We start from the raw sequence: 16,880 nt of genomic DNA, 5'->3' as shown, positions 1-16,880 counted from the left end.
ACGCGAAGCTATCGCCGGGTCCAGGGTGAGGCACTCACCCTGGCGGGAGAGGTCCGGAGAGGGCGGAGCCCTTTCCGGTTCTTGATCTTCAGGCCGCCTGTTCCTTCCTGGCGATGCCGTCCGGCCCAAGCGCGCCGTCCACGCGTTTCACCTTCTCAAGCGACCGCTTGAGGATGTCCTTGAACTCCCTCATGTCCGTGGCCGCGTAGCGGTCCTTGCAGTTGACCATGGCCGCCATGTCCATGACCTCATTGTAGAGGTAGGGCAGGTAGAGCGGGTCCTGCTTGAGGAAGTGCAGCACGTTGTTCAGGAGCTGCCTGATGTCGCCCTGGTGCTTGCCGGGCTTCTTCAAAAGCTTTTCCAGGCGTCGCGTGGCGTTTCTGAGCGACGTGTTCCAGGTGGCGTGCCTCGGGTGGTACACGGGGCGCACGCGCGGCTGGTTGGCGCGGCGGATCGCGCCGAGGAAGCGCTCCTTGGCCCCGGGCTGCGAGGCCAGAAGCCCGCGCTGGTGGCATTCCTCAACGTCCACCACACGGCTGCCCTCGATCTCCGCGCCGCCGCCGTAGATGTTGTACACGGGCACCTGGGCCTTGCGCAGGTCCTTCTCCAGGTCGCGCTTGGCCGAGAGGTAGCCGACGTTCGAGTAGATGGTCTGTCCCCAGAGGTTGGTGAACTTGACGTCCCGCTCGGGGTCGAAATTCTGCACGTTGCCGTGGGCGTGGTGGCCCGGCGCGTGGGAGCGGTCCCCGGGCCAGGAGAAGTCCTGCCCGGCCAGCAGGATGCGGCTCACCCCGCACCAGGAGAGGAACCGCGCCAGCGTGACGCCCACGTTGCCGCCCGCGTCCAGCACCAGCTCGTGGTCCTGGAAAACGTAGGTGCCGATGCCGCCCATGGTCCACAGGGGGATCTTCGGGCCGGGGTAGCGCCTGACCACGGCGGGGTCCATCTTGGTCGAGTAGATGAGCGGGATGTCGTGAAGCCAGGAGTGGTCCGTGATCCCGTCGTAGAGGCGCAGCATCTCCTCGCGGAAGTCGATGGCCAGGCACAGGTCGGGCTTGAGGCCCACGCGCTGCAGCGCCGGGATGGTCTGGAGCGCCGAGGCGTAGAGCGCGTGCCCGGGGCGTTCGGCCAGCTGCGGGCCGGTGGACGCCAGCGACGGGCCTGCGCCCAGGATCACGGCGGTGACGCCCTGGGCCATGCCCTGGAGGGGCTTGAGGGAGCCGTTGTCCATGGCCTGGGCGTAGTTGGAGAGCTCGTTGCCCACCATCACCTCCTGCTTCAGGCGCAGGGTGCCGAGCTCCACCGCGAAGTTCTCCAGCTTGCCGCGCGTGACCTGGCTGACCTGGGCGTACTCGGGGCCGATCTGCTGCGAGGGCACGTCGTTTCTCAAGTGGATGTTGCCGTAGACCAGGTTCAGGTCCAGGCGCTGGATGGCGGATTCGATCTGGTCGTGGCCGGGCACGATGAAGCGCAGCTTCCCAATCTCCATGAACGGCCGGTAGTCGGTCTGGCCCAGGCAGGCCAGGAGCATGTCGGGCCTGGGTTCGATCACCAGCACCTTGTGCGAGTTGGGCGTGCCCGTGAGCACGTGGTTCAGCCCGTAGCCCAGGTTCGCGCCCACGATCACCGTGGCGTCTCGCTCCGGAGTTTTGACGCTTCGCCACTCGTCGTAGAGCACCGGCAGCGGCGGACATTTGGCGATCAGGCCCGTGCCGTCGTCCATGCGCCAGTCCAGAAGGCCCATCTGGTTGACGAAAACGCGCTCCAGCGCGCCTTCCACGTCCGCCACGCCCTGCGCCAGCCAGGTGGCCACGGGCTCCTTGCGGGCAGCCAGGGCTTCCAGGTTGGCGGTGAGGTATTGGTGCAGGTTGATCATGCCGCAGGTGTTAGCAAGTTCCTTGCCAGCAGGGAGTCTTTGCCCTAAATCCCAAGGCCATGGCACATCCGGACATTCTTTCCCTGGTGGGCGGCACGCCCCTGGTCACGATCAGGCGGCTGAACCCCAACCCGCGCGTCACGCTTCTGGCGAAGCTCGAGGCCAAGAACCCGGGCGGCTCCATCAAGGACCGCGTGGCCCTGGCCATGATCCGCGCCGCGCTGGATTCCGGGGAACTCACCCCGGACAAGACCCTCATCGAGGCCACCTCCGGCAACACCGGCATCGGCCTGGCCATGGTCTGCGCCGTCCTGGGGCTGAAGCTCACGCTGATCATGCCCGCGTCCGCCTCGGAGGAGCGCAAGCGCATCATGCGCGCCTACGGGGCCGAACTGATCCTCACCCCGGGCCAGCTCGGCACCGACGGGGCCATCGAGGAGGCCTACCGCCTGGCGAGAGAGCATCCGGAGCGCTACGTCCTCACCGACCAGTACAACAACCCCGCCAGCATCGCGGCCCACTACCAGGGCACGGGCCAGGAGATCTGGGACCAGACCGGCGGGGAAGTCACCCACGTGGTGGCCACCCTGGGCACCACGGGCACGGCCATGGGCATCGCCAAGCGCCTGGCCGAGCTGAACCCCGCCGTCAGGGTGGTCGCCGTGGAGCCCAACCCCGGCCACCGCATCCAGGGCCTCAAGAACATGCAGGAGTCCTATCCGCCGGGCATCTACGACAAGCACGCCGTGGCCGAGGTGGTCCACGTGGAGGACGAGGCCGCCTTCGAGACCGCCCGCGCCCTGGCCAGAAGCGAGGGCATCCTCGCGGGCATGAGCGGCGGGGCGGCCATGGCCGCCGCCGTCAGGCTCTGCGCCTCGCTCGATTCCGGCGTGGTGGTGGCCATCCTGCCCGATGGCGGCGAGCGCTATCTCTCCACCGACCTTTTCGCCGCCCCGGAAACCAGGGGCGCGCGCCTGCGCTGCGTCTCCACGGGCAAGCCCGTGAGCCTGACCCCCGGTCCGGCCGGATTCTACACCCTTGGCCCGAGCCTGGACGCCCTGGAAGGGGCCGAGGCCTGGCGGCGCATGGTGCTCCTGGACGTGCTGGCCCGCCACGCCCGCGCTAGCGGCCAGGAGGCTCAGGTGGTGGCTGGCCTCGCCGACCTCGACGACAGGACCCTGGCCGGTGCCCGCGCAGCGAAAAAGAGCCGCGAGGGCTTCGCGGCCGAAGCCGTGGCAGGGCTCGAAACCCTGGCCAAGAAGCTCGGGGCGGACGTCGTCTTCCAGGCGGCCTCGGCCGAGCTCGAACGCATGCTCGAGATGACGCGCGCGCTCATGCGCAAGGGCATGTGCTACGAGAAGCTGCGCTCGGTCTATTTCGACGTGGAGCGCGACAAGGGCTACGGAAGCCTCTCGCGCTCGGACCTGGGCAAGCTGGCCCTGGGCAAGACCGTGGACCTGGCCGACTATCTCAAGGAGCACCCCCAGGACTTCACCCTGCTCAAGCGCGTCAGCCTCCAGGACCTGAAGCTCGGGCAGGTGGTGCAGACCGAATGGGGGGCCGTGCGCCCGAGCTGGTTCCTCCAGATGGCCGCCTGCCCGCTTTCGCGCCTGCCGCGCATCCAGGCCGTGCTGGCCGGAGAGCCCCACGCCTTCCCCCACCTTGAGAACCTGCGCGCCATCTGGAGCCAGGCCGCCTCCGTGCGCCCGGACGCCTGGCTCCTCTCCGGGCTCGTGCGCCTGGGCGCGGAGGAGCCCCGGATTTCCCAGGCGGCCCAGGCCATGGGCGGCTATCACGCCGCGCGCCTGTGGCTTCTCTCCGTGCACTACCGCAGGCCCCTGGAAGCCTCGGAAAAGACCCTGGCCATGTGGGCCGCCAACTGGCGCAAGTTGAACGAGGCCGCCGCCAACCTCTCCCACTGCGCCACCGGCGCGGAGGGAGCGTCGGCCGAGGCGGCGGACGCCGTGGACGCCCTGCGCCAGGAGCTGGACCGCGCGGTCAGCGACGACCTGGCCCTGCACCGCTTCTGGCCGCACCTCTTCGCCTTCTGCCGCAAGGCCAACGCCGCCGCCTCGCCCAAGCGCGCGGCCCCGGCGGACGCGGCCGCCTACCTGGAAGGGCTCAAGGCCGTGGACAGCGTGCTCGGCGTCATGGACCAGTCGCAGATGCCCCTGCCCAGGGCGGACTGGCCCGAGGAGGCGGCAGGGATGGCCGAACGGCGGGAAAAGGCGCGGGCCAAAAAAGACTTCAGCCTGGCCGACGAGCTGCGCGCGGGCATCGAGGCCCTGGGCCTTCGCGTGGAGGACACGGCCGCAGGGCCCAGGCTGTACGCGGCGAGGAAGTAGGGAAGGGGAAATAGGCGGGGCGCTGCCCCGAACCCCGGCAGGACGCTGTCCTGCACCTGCAAGGGGCAGTGCCTGCCCCTTGACCCGGCAGTGGCTTCGCGGGCGTCACCGGCAAGCCCGGACAGGGGCGCGGACAGGGGCGCGGGAGGAAACCGCCGGGACTGCGCCCAAGGCGGCGCTTATCCCGGCGGACCGCCGTCGCCGCGAGCGGCGAGAGGGGTGGATTACTTGTCCAGGGCCAGCAAGGTGGTTTGCTTGGCCAGCAGGTCGCCCCAGGCCATTTCGAAATTTTTGGCTATCATCGCGTCCAGTTGCGCGTCGTCGTACTTGGCCTCCAGCTTGATCTTGTTCCCCATGATGTGCCCGACCTGCGCGGGCGAGGACGCCTGCTTCAGGCTCGATCGCTGCACGTGGTCCACCGCGAGATGCCCGGTGTAGACGCACGGCCGCCCGGCCAGGAAGCAGCGGATGTCCCGGTCCAGGTCGTCGAACTGCGTGGGCGCGTAGCGCACGTCGAAGGCCCCTATGGGGCCCAGGGTGGAAAGGTCCAGCAGGTGGCAGCACCCGGAGACGGAGAGGCACGGCCGCTCGTAGGCGAAATGCCCGAGATCGAGCGAACCGGTGCAGTTGTTGAACACGCGCAGGCGCTCCCCGGGTTCCCCCCCGGCCTCGCCCGGCAGGCGGTGCAGCAGGTGGTAATCGGCGGATTGGAGCTTGTGCGGGTGCACGTGGTCGCGGATGGCGCAGCCCACCGTGGAGCACCCGGGGTGGCGAAGCGCGGCGTCGAGGAGCTTCGAGAGCCAGTCGCCAGGCAGGATCACGTCGTCGTCCAGGAAGGCCGCGAAACGGCATGCACGCACCTCGGGCAGCGAGAGGAGCCAGTTGCGCGCTCCCGGAGCCCCCACGTTCACCGGCAAGGTGACGACATGCAGCCGGTCCGCCCCGAAGCGGTCCTGGGCCGCGCGCAGGGCGTCGGGGGTGGGGTCGGTTGAGCCGTTGTCCAGCACGAACACCGTGTTGCCGCCGATGCCGGAGGCGAAGACGCTCTCGAGGGTCTGGGCGATCAGCTCGGCCTTGTTCCAGCAGTAGGCCAGCACGGCCACGGGTTCGTCGGGCAGCGGGCCTGCCTGGGGCAGGCTGGCCGCGTCGTGCGCGGCCAGGATCAGGTTCGTGTTCCAGGGCATGGCCTTGAAAAGCGGCAGCAGGCCCGCCATCGCTGCGGACGAGTCGCCGCGCGTCGCGGCCCGGCGCGCGGCCAGGAAGGTGAAGAACGGGGAGAAGAGCCCCCCGGGGGCGTCCGGCAGGGTGGTCAGGCCGTGGTGGAAATCGAGCTCGATGAGCATACGCTCGCAAAGCTCCGGGTCCTTGAGGGCCTTGCCGATGAGCGACGCCGCGAGGTCCCGGTCGGGAAGCGAGACGACCTCGTCCCAGGCCTCGCCCAGCCAGGAAGCGGCGAACGGCCCCGAGAGGGCCGGCTCGAGGACGGAGGCTATCACGGCCGGGTCCCCGCCGGCCTTGGCTTCCTCCCAGGCCGGGTTCGGCGCCAGGGGCTTGAGGATTTTTTTAAGGGCCGCGAGGCGGTCGCGGATTTCCGGCGCGAGAAACGGCAGCCCCTTGTCCAGGGCCAGAAGCAGGCCCAGCATGGGCGCGTGCAGGGGGCGGCCCTGCCAGGCCCAGGACAAAAGTCCGCCCACGGCCGACATCAGCACTTGATTGCCGAGGGCTCCCCGAACTATCCCTTCGGCCAGCCCCCACTGCTGCCAGGGGCTTTCGGTCGAGAGCGCCCACGTGGGCAGCGGCCCGGCGAGCCGGGCCAGGTCGGCCGCTTCGAAGAAGGGGAAGTGCCCCGGGTAGTCATGGGAGGGTTGGCTCATGTCCTGCGAGAAGGTTGATTGTTGTCCGGAAAGTCAACTGGACCGCGCCGCGCGCGTCCTCGCCGGGGGCGGCTGCGTCGTCTACCCCACGGAGACCTTCTACGCGTTGGGGGCCTCGGTGGGAAGCGCCCACGCCCTGGAAAGGGTGAACGCCACCAAGGGCAGGCCCAGGGCCAAGCCCCTGCCCGTGATCATCGGCTCCCTGGAGCAGCTGGGCCAGGTGCTGGCCCCGGACGCGGAGCAGTGGCCGGGGTACGGCGCCGCCATGGAGCTCATGCGCCGCTTCTGGCCCGGGCCGCTCTCCATCATCGTGCCCGCGTCTCCTCACCTGCCCACGCAACTCCTGGACGCCAGGGGCTGCGTGTCCGTGCGCCTGACCTCGCACCCCCAGGCGCGCGAGCTCTGCCTGCGAGTGGGCGCGCCCCTGGCCGCCACCAGCGCCAACGTCAGCGGCGGCCAGGCCGTGAGCGACGTGGGGGACCTGAACCCAGCCGTGTGCCTGGGCGCGGACTACGTCTTCACCGGCAACCCCACGCCAGCGGGCGGGCTGGCCTCCACCGTGGTCGGCCCCCTCGGCGGGCGCGAGCTGCGGCTCTTCCGCGCCGGAGCCCTGCCCGTGGAGGAGCTCGAGAAGGCCGGGTTCACGGTGAAGCCCGAAGCGTAAAAGTTTTTATACCCCGGATGGGGGGATTGGCCGGGGGGCCGGGCGGAGTTCAAGTTTTTAAACGGATTCCGGCCGGTTTCGATGTGGGCCTGATAAGAAAAGAGTGTGTTAAATTGAAGCATTAGGGTGAAGTTTCGAGGCCGTGGTGACGTTGGCATCGTCCTTGCTACATGGGATTCATCCTTCCTCCTTTTGCCAAAGCCGGCTTTCAAGGAATACCAGGGCCTTGAAAGCCGGTTTTGCATTGTTTCCCCGCCAGTTCGAGTTTTTCCATCACCATCCGGGGCGTGATCCCCGCCAGGCAGCGCGCATCCGCGCAGGCCAAATCCGCGCAGGTCCGCGTGCAGGGCGAGCAGGGCAGCTTCAGGCTCGCCTCCAGCATGCCCACCGGCCCCCACTGGGCGAAGCTCGTCGGCCCGAAGATCGAGACGCCCGGCACGCCGAGCATCCCGGCCAGGTGCATGGGGCCGGTGTCGCCGCCCACGGCCAGGCGCGCCGTGAGCAGAAGCGCCGTGAGCTCGTCCAGGCTCTCGGGCACCGAGTGGGGACGCCCTTGAGGGTCCAGTCCCCGGTCGATCTCCGCCGGGCCGAGCACGAACAGGGGGGTTAGCCCCTCGTCCTCGATCATATCCGCCAGTTGAAAATATTGAACCATGGGCCACTGCTTGAGCGGATGGCCCGCCCCGGGGAAGAGGAGCACTGTTCGCCCGGACTCCCGCGATCCCGCGAAGAGCGCGCGGAAGTCACCGAGCCAGCCGGGCGGGGTGGGCACGCCCGCCCGGGCCAGGGCGCGGGCGTATTCGTCGCGCACATGCCCGGCGGGGGCGCTCCCGGGAACGGCGGGCAGGAAATGCAGGTTCGGGGAGCGGGGCACGTCCGGGACGCGCTCCACCACGAACCAGAGGCACAGGCTGCCCGCGAGTTCTTCGGGCCAGCGCGTAGCGCCGTGGCAGCGGTCCAGGGCCCGGCGCACGTCCGGCGGGCAGGGTTCGACGCCCAGGGGGGCGAGGATGCGCATGCGCTCCGCGCCGCCTGCCCAGAAGAGCCTCGCGCCGGGCCAGGCGCGGCGCACGGCCCACGCCGAGGGCCAGACGTTGAGGAAATCGCCCAAGGCCCCGTTATGAACCAGAATAACCTTGTCAGGTAGGGGTGTTCCCGCTATAGCTTTCATTCTGACGTGTCTTTGCATCGCGCCGGCCCGGGGTGTAAAGCCCCCCCGCCCAGGGCCTTGAGGGAAGTCGTCCAGGGGGGATTTCCAGCGAAATGGACACCAGCGCCACCAGAAAATGCGAGGGATGCGGCCGTCCCATCGAGACCTACCGGAACCCGACGCCCACCGTTGACGTCGTCATCGCCTGTCCGGGCGGGCGCGTGGTGCTCATCGAGCGCAGGAACGACCCCGTGGGCTGGGCCTTGCCCGGCGGGTTCGTGGACTACGGCGAGACCGTGGAGCGCGCGGCCATCCGCGAGGCCTTGGAGGAAACCGGGCTCGAGGTGGAGCTCACCGGGCTCCTGGGGGTCTACTCCGACCCCGCGCGCGACGCCCGGAAGCACACCCTGAGCGTTGTCTTCACCGCGACGCCCCTGGACATCTCCCGCCTGAACGCGGGCGACGACGCGGGCAAGGCCGGGGTGTTCGCCCTGGACGCGCTGCCCGGGCCCCTGGCCTTCGACCACGGGCTGATCCTTTCGGACTACGCAAGGCGCTTCCTGAACCTGAACGGCTCGCGAGAGCAGCGAAGCAAGGCGCTTTTCACCGGATCGTAACGCTTGCCGGCCGTGTGCCGTGTTATCTGGAAGTGAACGGCCGGACGGGGAGAAGGATGTCATTTCAACATAAGATAGTCTTCATCGCCTCCGAGATATACCCGTTCTCCAAGACGGGCGGCCTGGGCGACGTGCTCGGAGCCCTGCCCCTGGCGCTCAGGCGCATGGGCGTGGACGTGTGCGTGGTCACCCCGTTCTACGGCCGCCTGAGCACCGGCGAGTTCAAACTGCGCCTCGTCTCCTCGCGCTGCCCCGTGGGCTACCCGTGGGCGCCCATCACGGCCGAGATCTACATGGCCGACTACATGGGGCTGCCCGTCTACTTCATCCAGCGCGGCGAATACTTCGACCGCCGCTTCTATTACAACACTCACGACGGCGACTACTTCGACAACTGCGAACGCTTCATCTTCTTCTGCCGCGCCTGCCTGGAATGGACCCGGCGCATGGACTTCGCCCCCAGGCTCGTGCACGTGCACGACTGGCAGGCCGCGCTGGTGCCCGCGTACCTCTCCTTCATGCGCAGGCTGGACCCCTACTGGCGCGACACCAAGACCATGCTCACCATCCACAACCTGGCCTTCCAGGGCCGGTTCGCCTCGCGCCTGTTTCAGGATTCGGGCCTGCCCCCCGAGGCCTGGCACATGGACGGCGTGGAGTTCTGGGGCGACTTCAACCTGCTCAAGGCGGGTATCGCCTACTCCGACCTCGTCTCCACCGTGAGCCCCACCTACGCCCGGGAGATTCTCACCGGCGAATTCGGCTGCGGCCTGGAGGGCATCCTCTCCAAGCGCCGCGCGCACCTGCGCGGGATCTTGAACGGCGCGGACTACGGCGTGTGGGATCCGGGCAGCGACCGCTACCTGCCCTGCACCTACTCCGCCGAGGACTTCTCGGCCAAGGACACCTGCAAGGAGAACCTCCTGGCCGAGATGGACCTGGACCCGGCCCTGCTGGACCGGCCCGTGCTGGGCTTCATCGGCCGCCTGCGCCGCCAGAAGGGCATCGACCTGCTCATCGACATCCTGCCCCGGCTCATGGAGATGGACCTGGGCGTGGTGGTCCTGGGCGAGGGCAACCTGGAGTTCGAGGCCCGGCTCATGGAGCTCATGGAGAACTACCCCGGCAGGCTGGCCGTGCGCATCGGCTACACCGAGGACCTGGCCCACCGCATCCAGGCCGCCTCCGACATCTTCCTCATGCCCTCGCGCTACGAACCCTGCGGGCTCACGCAGATCTACGCCCTGCGCTTCGGCACGCCGCCGGTGGCCACCAACCTGGGCGGCCTGACCGACACCATCGTGCCCTACCCGCACCCGGAGAGCACCGGGTTCACCTTCCCGCACGCCACGGCGGACTCCTTCCTCCAGTGCATCCGCGAGGCCGTGGACGTCTACGACAGGCCCGGCGAGTGGGACAGGATCAAGAAGCGCGCCATGCAGGCCGACTTCTCCTGGGAGCGCTCCGCCGCGCGCTACATGGAAGTGTACCGGGAGCTGGGCATCGACGTGTAACCCCGCCTGCGGGCGGACGCGGCGCGGCCCGGGGCGCCCGGCCAAAGGAGCGCCCCCGTGAGTTCGCCCGCCGCCATCGAGCCTTTCGACCTCTATCTCTTCGGCCGGGGAGAGCACTGGCACATCTACCGCATCCTGGGCGCGCACCCGCACAGCGAGAACGGGGCCGAGGGCTTCCGCTTCGCGGTCTGGGCACCCAACGCGGACGCCGTCTGCGTGGTCGGCGACTTCAACGGCTGGGCGTTCGGGGCGAACCACCTGCACCCGGTGGGAGTCTCGGGCATCTGGGCGGGCTTCGTCGAGGGTGTCACGCGCGGGCAGCTCTACAAGTTCGCGGTGCGCGACAAGTCCGGCCACGTGCACGTGAAGACCGACCCTTGCGCGTTCTTCGCCGAGCTGCGCCCCGGCACTGCGGCCGTGGCCTGGGGCCTGGGCGGGTACCAATGGGGCGACGGGGAATGGATCGAGTCCCGGGCCAAGGCGGGCCTGCCCCTCGACCGGCCCGTGAGCGTCTATGAGGTCCACCTGGGCTCCTGGCGCTGGAAGGGGCCGTACTACGGCGACTTCCTCACCTACCGCGAGCTGGCCGACCAGCTCATTCCCTACGTGGCGGGCCTGGGCTTCACGCACATCCAGCTCATGCCCGTGGCCGAGCATCCCCTGGACGAGTCCTGGGGCTACCAGACCGGGCACTATTTCGCGCCCACCTCGCGCTTCGGGGAACCCGAGGACTTCAAGCACTTCGTGGACCGCTGCCACCAGGCGGGCCTGGGCGTGCTCCTGGACTGGGTGCCCGGCCACTTCCCCAAGGACTCCTGGGCGCTGGGGCGCTTCGACGGCACGGCCCTCTACGAGCACTCCGACCCCCGCCAGGGCGAGCATCCGGACTGGGGCACGTTCGTGTTCAACTACTCCCGTCACGAGGTGCGCAATTTCCTCATGGCCAACGCCCTGTACTGGCTGGAGGAGTTCCACCTGGACGGCCTGCGCATCGACGCCGTGGCCTCCATGCTCTACCTGGACTACTCGCGCGGCGAGGGCGAATGGGTGCCCAACATCCACGGCGGCAAGGAGAACCTGGAAGCCATCGCCTTCCTGCGCGAGCTCAACGCCGTGGTGCACAAGCGCTTCCCCGGCGCGATCATGGCCGCGGAGGAGTCCACGGCCTGGCCCGGGGTCTCCAGGCCCGTGCACACGGGAGGCCTCGGGTTCACGTTCAAGTGGAACATGGGCTGGATGAACGACACCCTGGGCTATTTCGCCAAGGACCCCGTGTTTCGGGCCTACCACCAGAACAACCTGACGTTCTCCATGCTCTACGCCTTCCACGAGAACTTCATCCTGCCCATGTCCCACGACGAGGTGACGCACGGAAAGGGCGCGCTCATCTCCAAGATGCCCGGCGACGACTGGCGCAAGTTCGCCAACCTGCGCCTTTTCCTCAGCTACATGTGGGCGCACCCGGGCAAGAAGCTCCTGTTCATGGGCGGGGAGTTCGGGCAGTGGCGCGAGTGGTCCAGCCGCGAGCCCCTGGACTGGGCGCTCACGGATTTCCCCGTGCACCAGGGCGTGACGCGCGCGCTTTCCGACCTGAACGCCGCGCTCAGGGCAGAACCGGCGCTCTACCAGCTGGACAACGAGTGGAGCGGCTTCGAGTGGATCGACCTTTCCGACTACCAATCCTCGGTGATAAGTTTTTTGCGCAAGGCCAAGGACGGCTCCCAGGTGATGTGCGTGTTCAACTTCACTCCGGTCACGCGTGAGCGCTACGCCCTGGGCAGCCGCCACGACGGCTTCTGGCGGGAGTTCTACAACTCCGACGCGGCCGAGTACGGAGGCTCGGGCGCGGGAAACGCAGGGGGCGTGCGGGCCAAGCCCGCCGAGATCGGCCTGTGGCCCTACTATGTCGAGCTCACCCTGCCGCCGCTGGGCGCGGTGTTCCTCAAGGCAGAGCAGGCTTAAGCGCCGCTTGCAAGCCTGGGCCCCGGCGTGTAGCCCGTGGCCATGGACGACGCCATCCTCCTCACACTGGGCGACCCGGACGGGATCGGCCCCGAACTTGTCTGTCGCTGGCTTGCCTCGAAGCCTGCCGTCGACCGCCCGGTCATTATCATCGGGCCAGAGGCGGCGCTTGCGCATCACGCCTCCCGCCTCGGCATCGGCTCGCCCTGGAGGCTCCTGGACGCGGGTTTCGCCAGCACCCCCCAATCTGTGGAACCCGGGATATGCCTGCTCGAACCCGAGGGGCTCTCCGGCTTCACGCCCACCCCCGGGCTGTTCTCGGCCTCGGGCGGTCGCGCGGCCGGGCTCTCGCTGTCCCTGGCCTGCGACCTGCTCATGGCCGGGCGCGCCGCCGGGGTCGTCACCTGTCCGCTGAACAAGGCCGGGCTGCAACTGGCCGGGTTCGACTTCCCGGGCCACACCGAATTTTTGGCCGAGCGCGCGGGCGTGGGGCGGGACGGGGTGTGCATGCACCTGTGCGGCCCCCGGCTTCGCGTGAGCCTGGTGACAACGCACCCGCCGCTTGCCGAGGTTCCGCGCCTGGTCACGCGCGAGAAGGTGCTCCGCTGCCTGGAGCTGACCGCTCTCCATGTGCGCCGCCTGGGCCTTTCCGGCCCGGTGGCCGTGTGCGGGCTCAATCCCCACGCCGGGGAGTCGGGCAGGATCGGCGACGAGGAGGCGCGCGTGATCGCCCCGGCCATCGAGGAGGCGAGGGCCTCGGGCCTGGACGTGGCCGGGCCGTTCCCGGCGGACACGGTGTTCAGACGGGCCTACATGGGCGAGTTTCCGGCCGTGCTGGCCATGTACCACGACCAGGGCCTGGGGCCGCTCAAGCTCGTGCACTTCGGCGAGGCCGTGAACGTGACCCTGGGCCTGCCCTTCGTGCGCACCTCCGTGGACCACGGCACTGCCTATGACCTGGTGGGCAAGGACGCGGCGGACATGGGCAGCTTCCTGGAGGCGCTGGCGCTCGCCGGGCGGATGCTCGGGGCGGGAAAGGGCTAGGGGGCTCGTCCCCGAAATGGACGCATTTTCGCGGGTAGGGGGGGCAGCCTGCCGTGCGGACGCACCGCCGGGAGCGCTCAGGAAGGGGAGCCGGGCAGGTTTTCCAGGATGCCTGAGGCTGTGTCCAGGGCCAGGCGCAAATGCCAGTCTCGCGCGATTTCCCGCCGCTCCCGGACCTCGCGCGCGTGCTCGGCCGCGCCCGGGCGTCCGCCCAGCACGGCATGGAACGAGAGCCCCCCGGCCAGCCAGGCCAGGCCCTCGGAGCGTTCGCCTTCGTCCGTGGCGATGCCTGCCGCAGCCTCCTTGGCCGTATCCCCGGGGCAGGCCGGTTCGCCCAGGGCCTTCGCCTCCAAGGCTGCGGCGACCCCGGCCCGGTGCCCGAAGACCTGCGTGGCCAGGACCATGCCCCCGCCCAGGCGGTTGGAGCCGTGCATGCCCGTGGCGCACTCGCCCACGGCGAAGAGCCCGGGCACGCTGGTGCGGCCGTGGGCGTCGATCACGGCCCCGCCGTTGCTGGCGTGGGCCGAGGGGGCCACGGCGAGGGTGCCGCCGTCCGGGCGCGCGAGGCGCACGATACCGGAATCGTCCAGGGCCGAAGCCAGGGCCAGGTCTATGGCCGAATCCTCCAGACCGTGACCGTAGGGGCAGTGCCCGGCGCGCAACGGGGCGAGCTCCGCGAGGTTCGGGACGGCCTCTTCCAGCAACGCTCCTTCTTTCCCGCCGATCCTCCAGCCGCCCCGGCCCGTCTCGGCTGGCTGCCAGAACGCGAGCCCGGGCACCGTGGCCCACATGTATTGCAGGTAGCCAAGGTTGGCCATGGCCGCTCCGGAGCGCGCCAGCAGCCCCTGGCCGTAGCCGGGGTTGGCCGGTCCGGCCATGGAATGGGCGAAGAGCCTGCCCGGCCCGCCCAGCGCCACGATGACGGCGCTCGCGGCGACCGCCACGGGGGCCCCGCCGCCCACGGGAACGAAAACCGCGCCGCGCACCCGCGAGGCTTCGGCCTCGGGCGTGCCCGGCGTGGGGCTTGCGTCCGGCGTCCGTCCGGCCTCCTCGGAAGCGCAAGACGGCGAACGCGGGAGGCCCCGGCCGTCTGTCGTTTCGCCGTGCGCCTCCCCGGGCGGGCCGGAGCGACCCCCTCCGCCGATCAGGGCGACGGGGAGAAGGCCGTGGGCGAAGGAGCAGCCCAGGGCCTCCAGGCGCGTCCGGAACGCTTCGTAGACAGGTGCAAGGGGCGTGAAGACGAAGGCCCGCCGGGAATGAGGCGAGAAACACGAGGAGTGCGCAAGAAGTCCGCCTCCAGCGTCCCGCACGAAGGGGGCGCCCATGTCCTCGAGGTCCGCGAGGCGCGCGGCCCCTTCCTGGGCCTGGATGCGAAGCAGTTCCAGCGAGAGCCGGGCCCCACGGTTCAGGGCCGCGACCTCGCGCACGTAGTCCTCGCGGTCCCGGTCCGTTCGGCAGGCGTGGAAGCCCAGGGCGTTGTTGATATTGGCGAAGGAGGAGCCGGTGGGGCCGCCGCGCAGGCTGGCCACGCGGACGCGATGGGAGGGATCGGCCAGGAGGCAGGAGAGGGCGGCGCGCAGCCCGGCCAGGCCCGCCCCCAGCACGAGCACGTCGGCGGGCGCGGGGAGCATGGCCGGGCCCTAGGCCTGCTTGCCCTGTTTCTTCAGGGCGAAGGCGAGCATCTTGGCCGCTTCCTGGAAGGCGGGGTTGAGCTTGAGCGCGATGCGGGACGCCTTCTCCACCTTGTCGTAGCGCTCCCAGTCGATATAGAGCCGCCCGAGGTTGAAGTAGAGGTTGGGGTCGTCCTTGGCGTAGTTCACGGCGCGCATGAAATACTTCTCGCCCACGTCGAACTGGCCCAGCTTGCGAAGCACGATGCCGATGCGGTTGTAGAGGTGGATCTGCTCCGGCGAGAGCCCGAGGGCTTCGTCCAGGTACTTGAAGGCGTCCTCGTAGAGTTCGGCCTGGATGAAGAGCTCCGCGATCTCGGCGCGCAGGGGGGCGTCGTTGGGGAACTCCCGCACCAGGCCGCCCAGGCTCTTGCGCGCCGGGTCGTATTCCTTCTTGTCGAGGAGCTCCTTGCCCTGCCTGAGCCCCTCGGTGCGGCGCTTCTGGCGCATCTCGATCTGGGCCGTGGCGATGTCCACGGTGTTGGTCTGCAGCTCGCGCAAAAGCTCGCGCAGCTTGTCCAGGAGCTCCTTCTCCTCGCCCTGGGCGTAGGGGATCACCAGGGGGTAGAGGGTGCGCAGCTCCTTGTTGTTGTTCAGCTGGTAGACCGCCTGCTCGATGAGCTTGGAGAACTCGTCGCGCTCGGACTTCATGAGCTGGGCCTTGAGCATGGCCAGCACGGCCTCGTACAGGGCGTTCACCGCGGGCAGGGGCTTGGCCTGCTTGAGGTAGGTGTTGACCTGCGAGATCTGGTTTCTGGCCTTGGTCAGTTCGGCTGACATGCTCAACCACCCTTGGGGCGGGCGCTTGGAGCGTCCGCGCGGGCCGGGGCCTTGTGCCCACGTCCCGGATCGACCGTTAATGTGAACGCACAGCCAGCTCCGGCCCGCCGCGAAGACGGCCTACCGGCCCAGTTCCCTGCGCAGCATCTCCCTGTAGCGCTTGAAGAAGGACCGGCTGTCGTGGGGGCCGGGCCCGGCTTCGGGGTGGTACTGGATGGCGATGATGGGCTTCTTGGTGTGGGCGAAGCCCTCAAGGGTGTTGTCGTTCAGGTTCACGTGGGTCAGCTCCACGTCGGAGAGCGAGGAGAGGTCCACGCAGAAACCGTGGTTCTGCGAGGAGATCTCGATGTGCCCGGTGGAGAGCTCCTTCACGGGGTGGTTGAGCCCGTGGTGGCCGAACTTGAGCTTGAAGGTCCTGCCGCCGAGCGCAAGGCCCAGGAGCTGGTGGCCCAGGCAGATGCCCGCCGTGGGGTAGTCGTTCACCAGGATGCTCGTGGCGTGGACCATGTCCGTGAGCGCGGCCGGGTCGCCGGGGCCGCTGGAGAGGAAGATGGACTCGGGGTTCAGCTTCTTCACCTGCTCGGCGGTGAAGAAGGCCGGGACCACCAGGAGGTCGATGCCCTCGGCCACGAGCAGGCGCAGGATGTTCCACTTGATGCCGCAGTCGAAGGCCACCACGCGCGGGCCCGTGCCGGGCCACGTGTAGGAGCCGTCGGGATTGAGCGTCACGGTCCTGGGGGCCTTGCCGTCCCAGACGTAGGGCTCCTTGGGCGTGACGGACCCGGCCAGGTCGAGGCCTTCCATGGGGGGCAGCTCGCGGGCCTGCTTCACCAGGTCGCGCGGGTCGCCGCATTCGGTGGAGATGATGCCGCGCTGCGCGCCGTGCAGGCGCAGGTGCCGGGTGAGCGCGCGGGTGTCGACGCCCTCGATGCCCATCACGCCGTGGCGGGTGAGGTAGTCGGGCAGGGATTCCTTGGCGCGCCAGTTGGAGGGCGTCTTGCAGCACTCCTTGACGATGAACGCCTCGACGCGGATGCGGTCGGACTCGACGTCGTCGAGGTTGACTCCGTAGTTGCCGATGTGCGGGTAGGTCATGCAGACCATCTGGCCGACGTAGGAGGGGTCGGTGAGCACTTCCTGGTAGCCGGTCATGCCGGTGTTGAAGATGACCTCTCCGCCGGAGCGGCCGGTACCGGTGAACGACGCGCCTTCGAACCAGGCGCCGTCCTCAAGGGCGAGAAAAGCTTTCATCGATGCTCCAGAAAAGCCGCGCGAGCGGCCGTGTGATGGCGGGGCCGGGGGCCGGTTCGGCTCTTATAATGCTTACGCCCCGTTCGTCCAGCACGGATTGCCCCCCGTGGCGGGGAAAACCGTCCGGAATCTG

At 69.1% G+C, this 16,880-nt stretch carries 12 protein-coding genes; 6 read left to right on the top strand and 6 right to left on the bottom strand.

Going from position 1 to position 16,880, the window contains the following annotated elements; all coding sequences use genetic code 11:
- Positions 1 to 88: 88 nt before the first annotated feature.
- Positions 89 to 1,876 (bottom strand): motility associated factor glycosyltransferase family protein, encoded by a 1,788-nt coding sequence (locus tag ACZ5V4_RS02795; protein WP_464316654.1) that lies wholly within the window; start codon positions 1,874 to 1,876, stop codon positions 89 to 91.
- 59 nt (positions 1,877 to 1,935) lie between these two features.
- Here ACZ5V4_RS02795 and ACZ5V4_RS02790 point away from each other — a divergent pair, with 59 nt between their 5' ends.
- Complete coding sequence (locus ACZ5V4_RS02790; RefSeq protein WP_464316653.1) at positions 1,936 to 4,221, top strand: cysteine synthase; 2,286 nt, start codon at positions 1,936 to 1,938, stop codon at positions 4,219 to 4,221.
- A 224-nt stretch (positions 4,222 to 4,445) separates the two neighbouring features.
- Here the strand turns inward: ACZ5V4_RS02790 and ACZ5V4_RS02785 are convergent, their stop codons facing one another.
- A complete protein-coding gene (locus ACZ5V4_RS02785) occupies positions 4,446 to 6,095 on the bottom strand; it encodes a glycosyltransferase (RefSeq protein WP_464316652.1) in 1,650 nt (549 codons plus the stop codon).
- On the opposite strand from ACZ5V4_RS02785, the gene ACZ5V4_RS02780 reads away from it, so the two are divergent.
- Positions 6,094 to 6,759, top strand: a complete 666-nt coding sequence (locus ACZ5V4_RS02780) for an L-threonylcarbamoyladenylate synthase (protein ID WP_464316651.1) — start codon at positions 6,094 to 6,096, stop codon at positions 6,757 to 6,759. The genes ACZ5V4_RS02785 and ACZ5V4_RS02780 overlap by 2 nt on opposite strands.
- A gap of 208 nt (positions 6,760 to 6,967) precedes the next feature.
- Here the strand turns inward: ACZ5V4_RS02780 and ACZ5V4_RS02775 are convergent, their stop codons facing one another.
- The gene (locus tag ACZ5V4_RS02775; RefSeq protein WP_464316650.1) at positions 6,968 to 7,870 is read right to left on the bottom strand and encodes a glycosyltransferase family 9 protein; all 903 of its coding nucleotides are present in this window, start codon (positions 7,868 to 7,870) and stop codon (positions 6,968 to 6,970) included.
- A 152-nt stretch (positions 7,871 to 8,022) separates the two neighbouring features.
- Here ACZ5V4_RS02775 and ACZ5V4_RS02770 point away from each other — a divergent pair, with 152 nt between their 5' ends.
- Genes ACZ5V4_RS02770 through pdxA form a run of 4 tightly spaced genes read left to right on the top strand, consistent with a single transcriptional unit; the run spans position 8,023 to position 13,046 of the window.
- On the top strand, positions 8,023 to 8,526 hold the full coding sequence (locus ACZ5V4_RS02770) for an NUDIX domain-containing protein (RefSeq protein WP_464316649.1): 504 nt from the start codon (positions 8,023 to 8,025) through the stop codon (positions 8,524 to 8,526).
- A 56-nt stretch (positions 8,527 to 8,582) separates the two neighbouring features.
- Complete coding sequence (glgA, locus tag ACZ5V4_RS02765) at positions 8,583 to 10,040, top strand: glycogen synthase GlgA (RefSeq protein ID WP_464316648.1); 1,458 nt, start codon at positions 8,583 to 8,585, stop codon at positions 10,038 to 10,040.
- Between the two features lie 57 nt (positions 10,041 to 10,097).
- The gene (gene glgB, locus ACZ5V4_RS02760; RefSeq protein ID WP_464316647.1) at positions 10,098 to 12,002 is read left to right on the top strand and encodes a 1,4-alpha-glucan branching protein GlgB; all 1,905 of its coding nucleotides are present in this window, start codon (positions 10,098 to 10,100) and stop codon (positions 12,000 to 12,002) included.
- A 42-nt stretch (positions 12,003 to 12,044) separates the two neighbouring features.
- Entirely contained in the window at positions 12,045 to 13,046 is a 1,002-nt protein-coding gene (gene pdxA / locus ACZ5V4_RS02755) for a 4-hydroxythreonine-4-phosphate dehydrogenase PdxA (protein ID WP_464316646.1), read from the top strand.
- Between the two features lie 77 nt (positions 13,047 to 13,123).
- On the opposite strand, the gene ACZ5V4_RS02750 is transcribed toward pdxA, so the two are convergent.
- The 3 genes from ACZ5V4_RS02750 to carA all read right to left on the bottom strand — a co-directional run bounded on the left by ACZ5V4_RS02750 (position 13,124) and on the right by carA (position 16,747).
- A complete protein-coding gene (locus ACZ5V4_RS02750) occupies positions 13,124 to 14,677 on the bottom strand; it encodes an FAD-binding protein (protein ID WP_464316645.1) in 1,554 nt (517 codons plus the stop codon).
- 9 nt (positions 14,678 to 14,686) lie between these two features.
- Positions 14,687 to 15,496 carry a tetratricopeptide repeat protein gene (locus tag ACZ5V4_RS02745; protein WP_464316644.1) on the bottom strand — a complete coding sequence of 270 codons (810 nt, stop codon included), beginning with the start codon at positions 15,494 to 15,496 and terminating at the stop codon, positions 14,687 to 14,689.
- Between the two features lie 120 nt (positions 15,497 to 15,616).
- Positions 15,617 to 16,747 (bottom strand): glutamine-hydrolyzing carbamoyl-phosphate synthase small subunit, encoded by a 1,131-nt coding sequence (carA, locus tag ACZ5V4_RS02740; RefSeq protein ID WP_464316643.1) that lies wholly within the window; start codon positions 16,745 to 16,747, stop codon positions 15,617 to 15,619.
- Between the last annotated feature and the right edge of the window lie 133 nt (positions 16,748 to 16,880).

This window comes from Fundidesulfovibrio sp. YSD1, from assembly GCF_055397115.1.
This window is presented reverse-complemented; position numbering and strand designations above follow the sequence as displayed.

Excerpts from the sequence above, each read along its gene's own strand:
- carA (WP_464316643.1), bottom strand. The coding sequence starts at position 16,747 with ATGAAAGCTTTTCTCGCCCTTGAGGACGGCGCCTGGTTCGAAGGCGCG.
- glgA (WP_464316648.1), top strand. The coding sequence starts at position 8,583 with ATGTCATTTCAACATAAGATAGTCTTCATCGCCTCCGAGATATACCCG.
- pdxA (WP_464316646.1), top strand. The coding sequence starts at position 12,045 with ATGGACGACGCCATCCTCCTCACACTGGGCGACCCGGACGGGATCGGC.
- ACZ5V4_RS02745 (WP_464316644.1), bottom strand. The coding sequence starts at position 15,496 with ATGTCAGCCGAACTGACCAAGGCCAGAAACCAGATCTCGCAGGTCAAC.
- ACZ5V4_RS02785 (WP_464316652.1), bottom strand. The coding sequence starts at position 6,095 with ATGAGCCAACCCTCCCATGACTACCCGGGGCACTTCCCCTTCTTCGAA.
- ACZ5V4_RS02750 (WP_464316645.1), bottom strand. The coding sequence starts at position 14,677 with ATGCTCCCCGCGCCCGCCGACGTGCTCGTGCTGGGGGCGGGCCTGGCC.
- ACZ5V4_RS02790 (WP_464316653.1), top strand. The coding sequence starts at position 1,936 with ATGGCACATCCGGACATTCTTTCCCTGGTGGGCGGCACGCCCCTGGTC.
- ACZ5V4_RS02795 (WP_464316654.1), bottom strand. The coding sequence starts at position 1,876 with ATGATCAACCTGCACCAATACCTCACCGCCAACCTGGAAGCCCTGGCT.
- ACZ5V4_RS02780 (WP_464316651.1), top strand. The coding sequence starts at position 6,094 with ATGTCCTGCGAGAAGGTTGATTGTTGTCCGGAAAGTCAACTGGACCGC.
- ACZ5V4_RS02770 (WP_464316649.1), top strand. The coding sequence starts at position 8,023 with ATGGACACCAGCGCCACCAGAAAATGCGAGGGATGCGGCCGTCCCATC.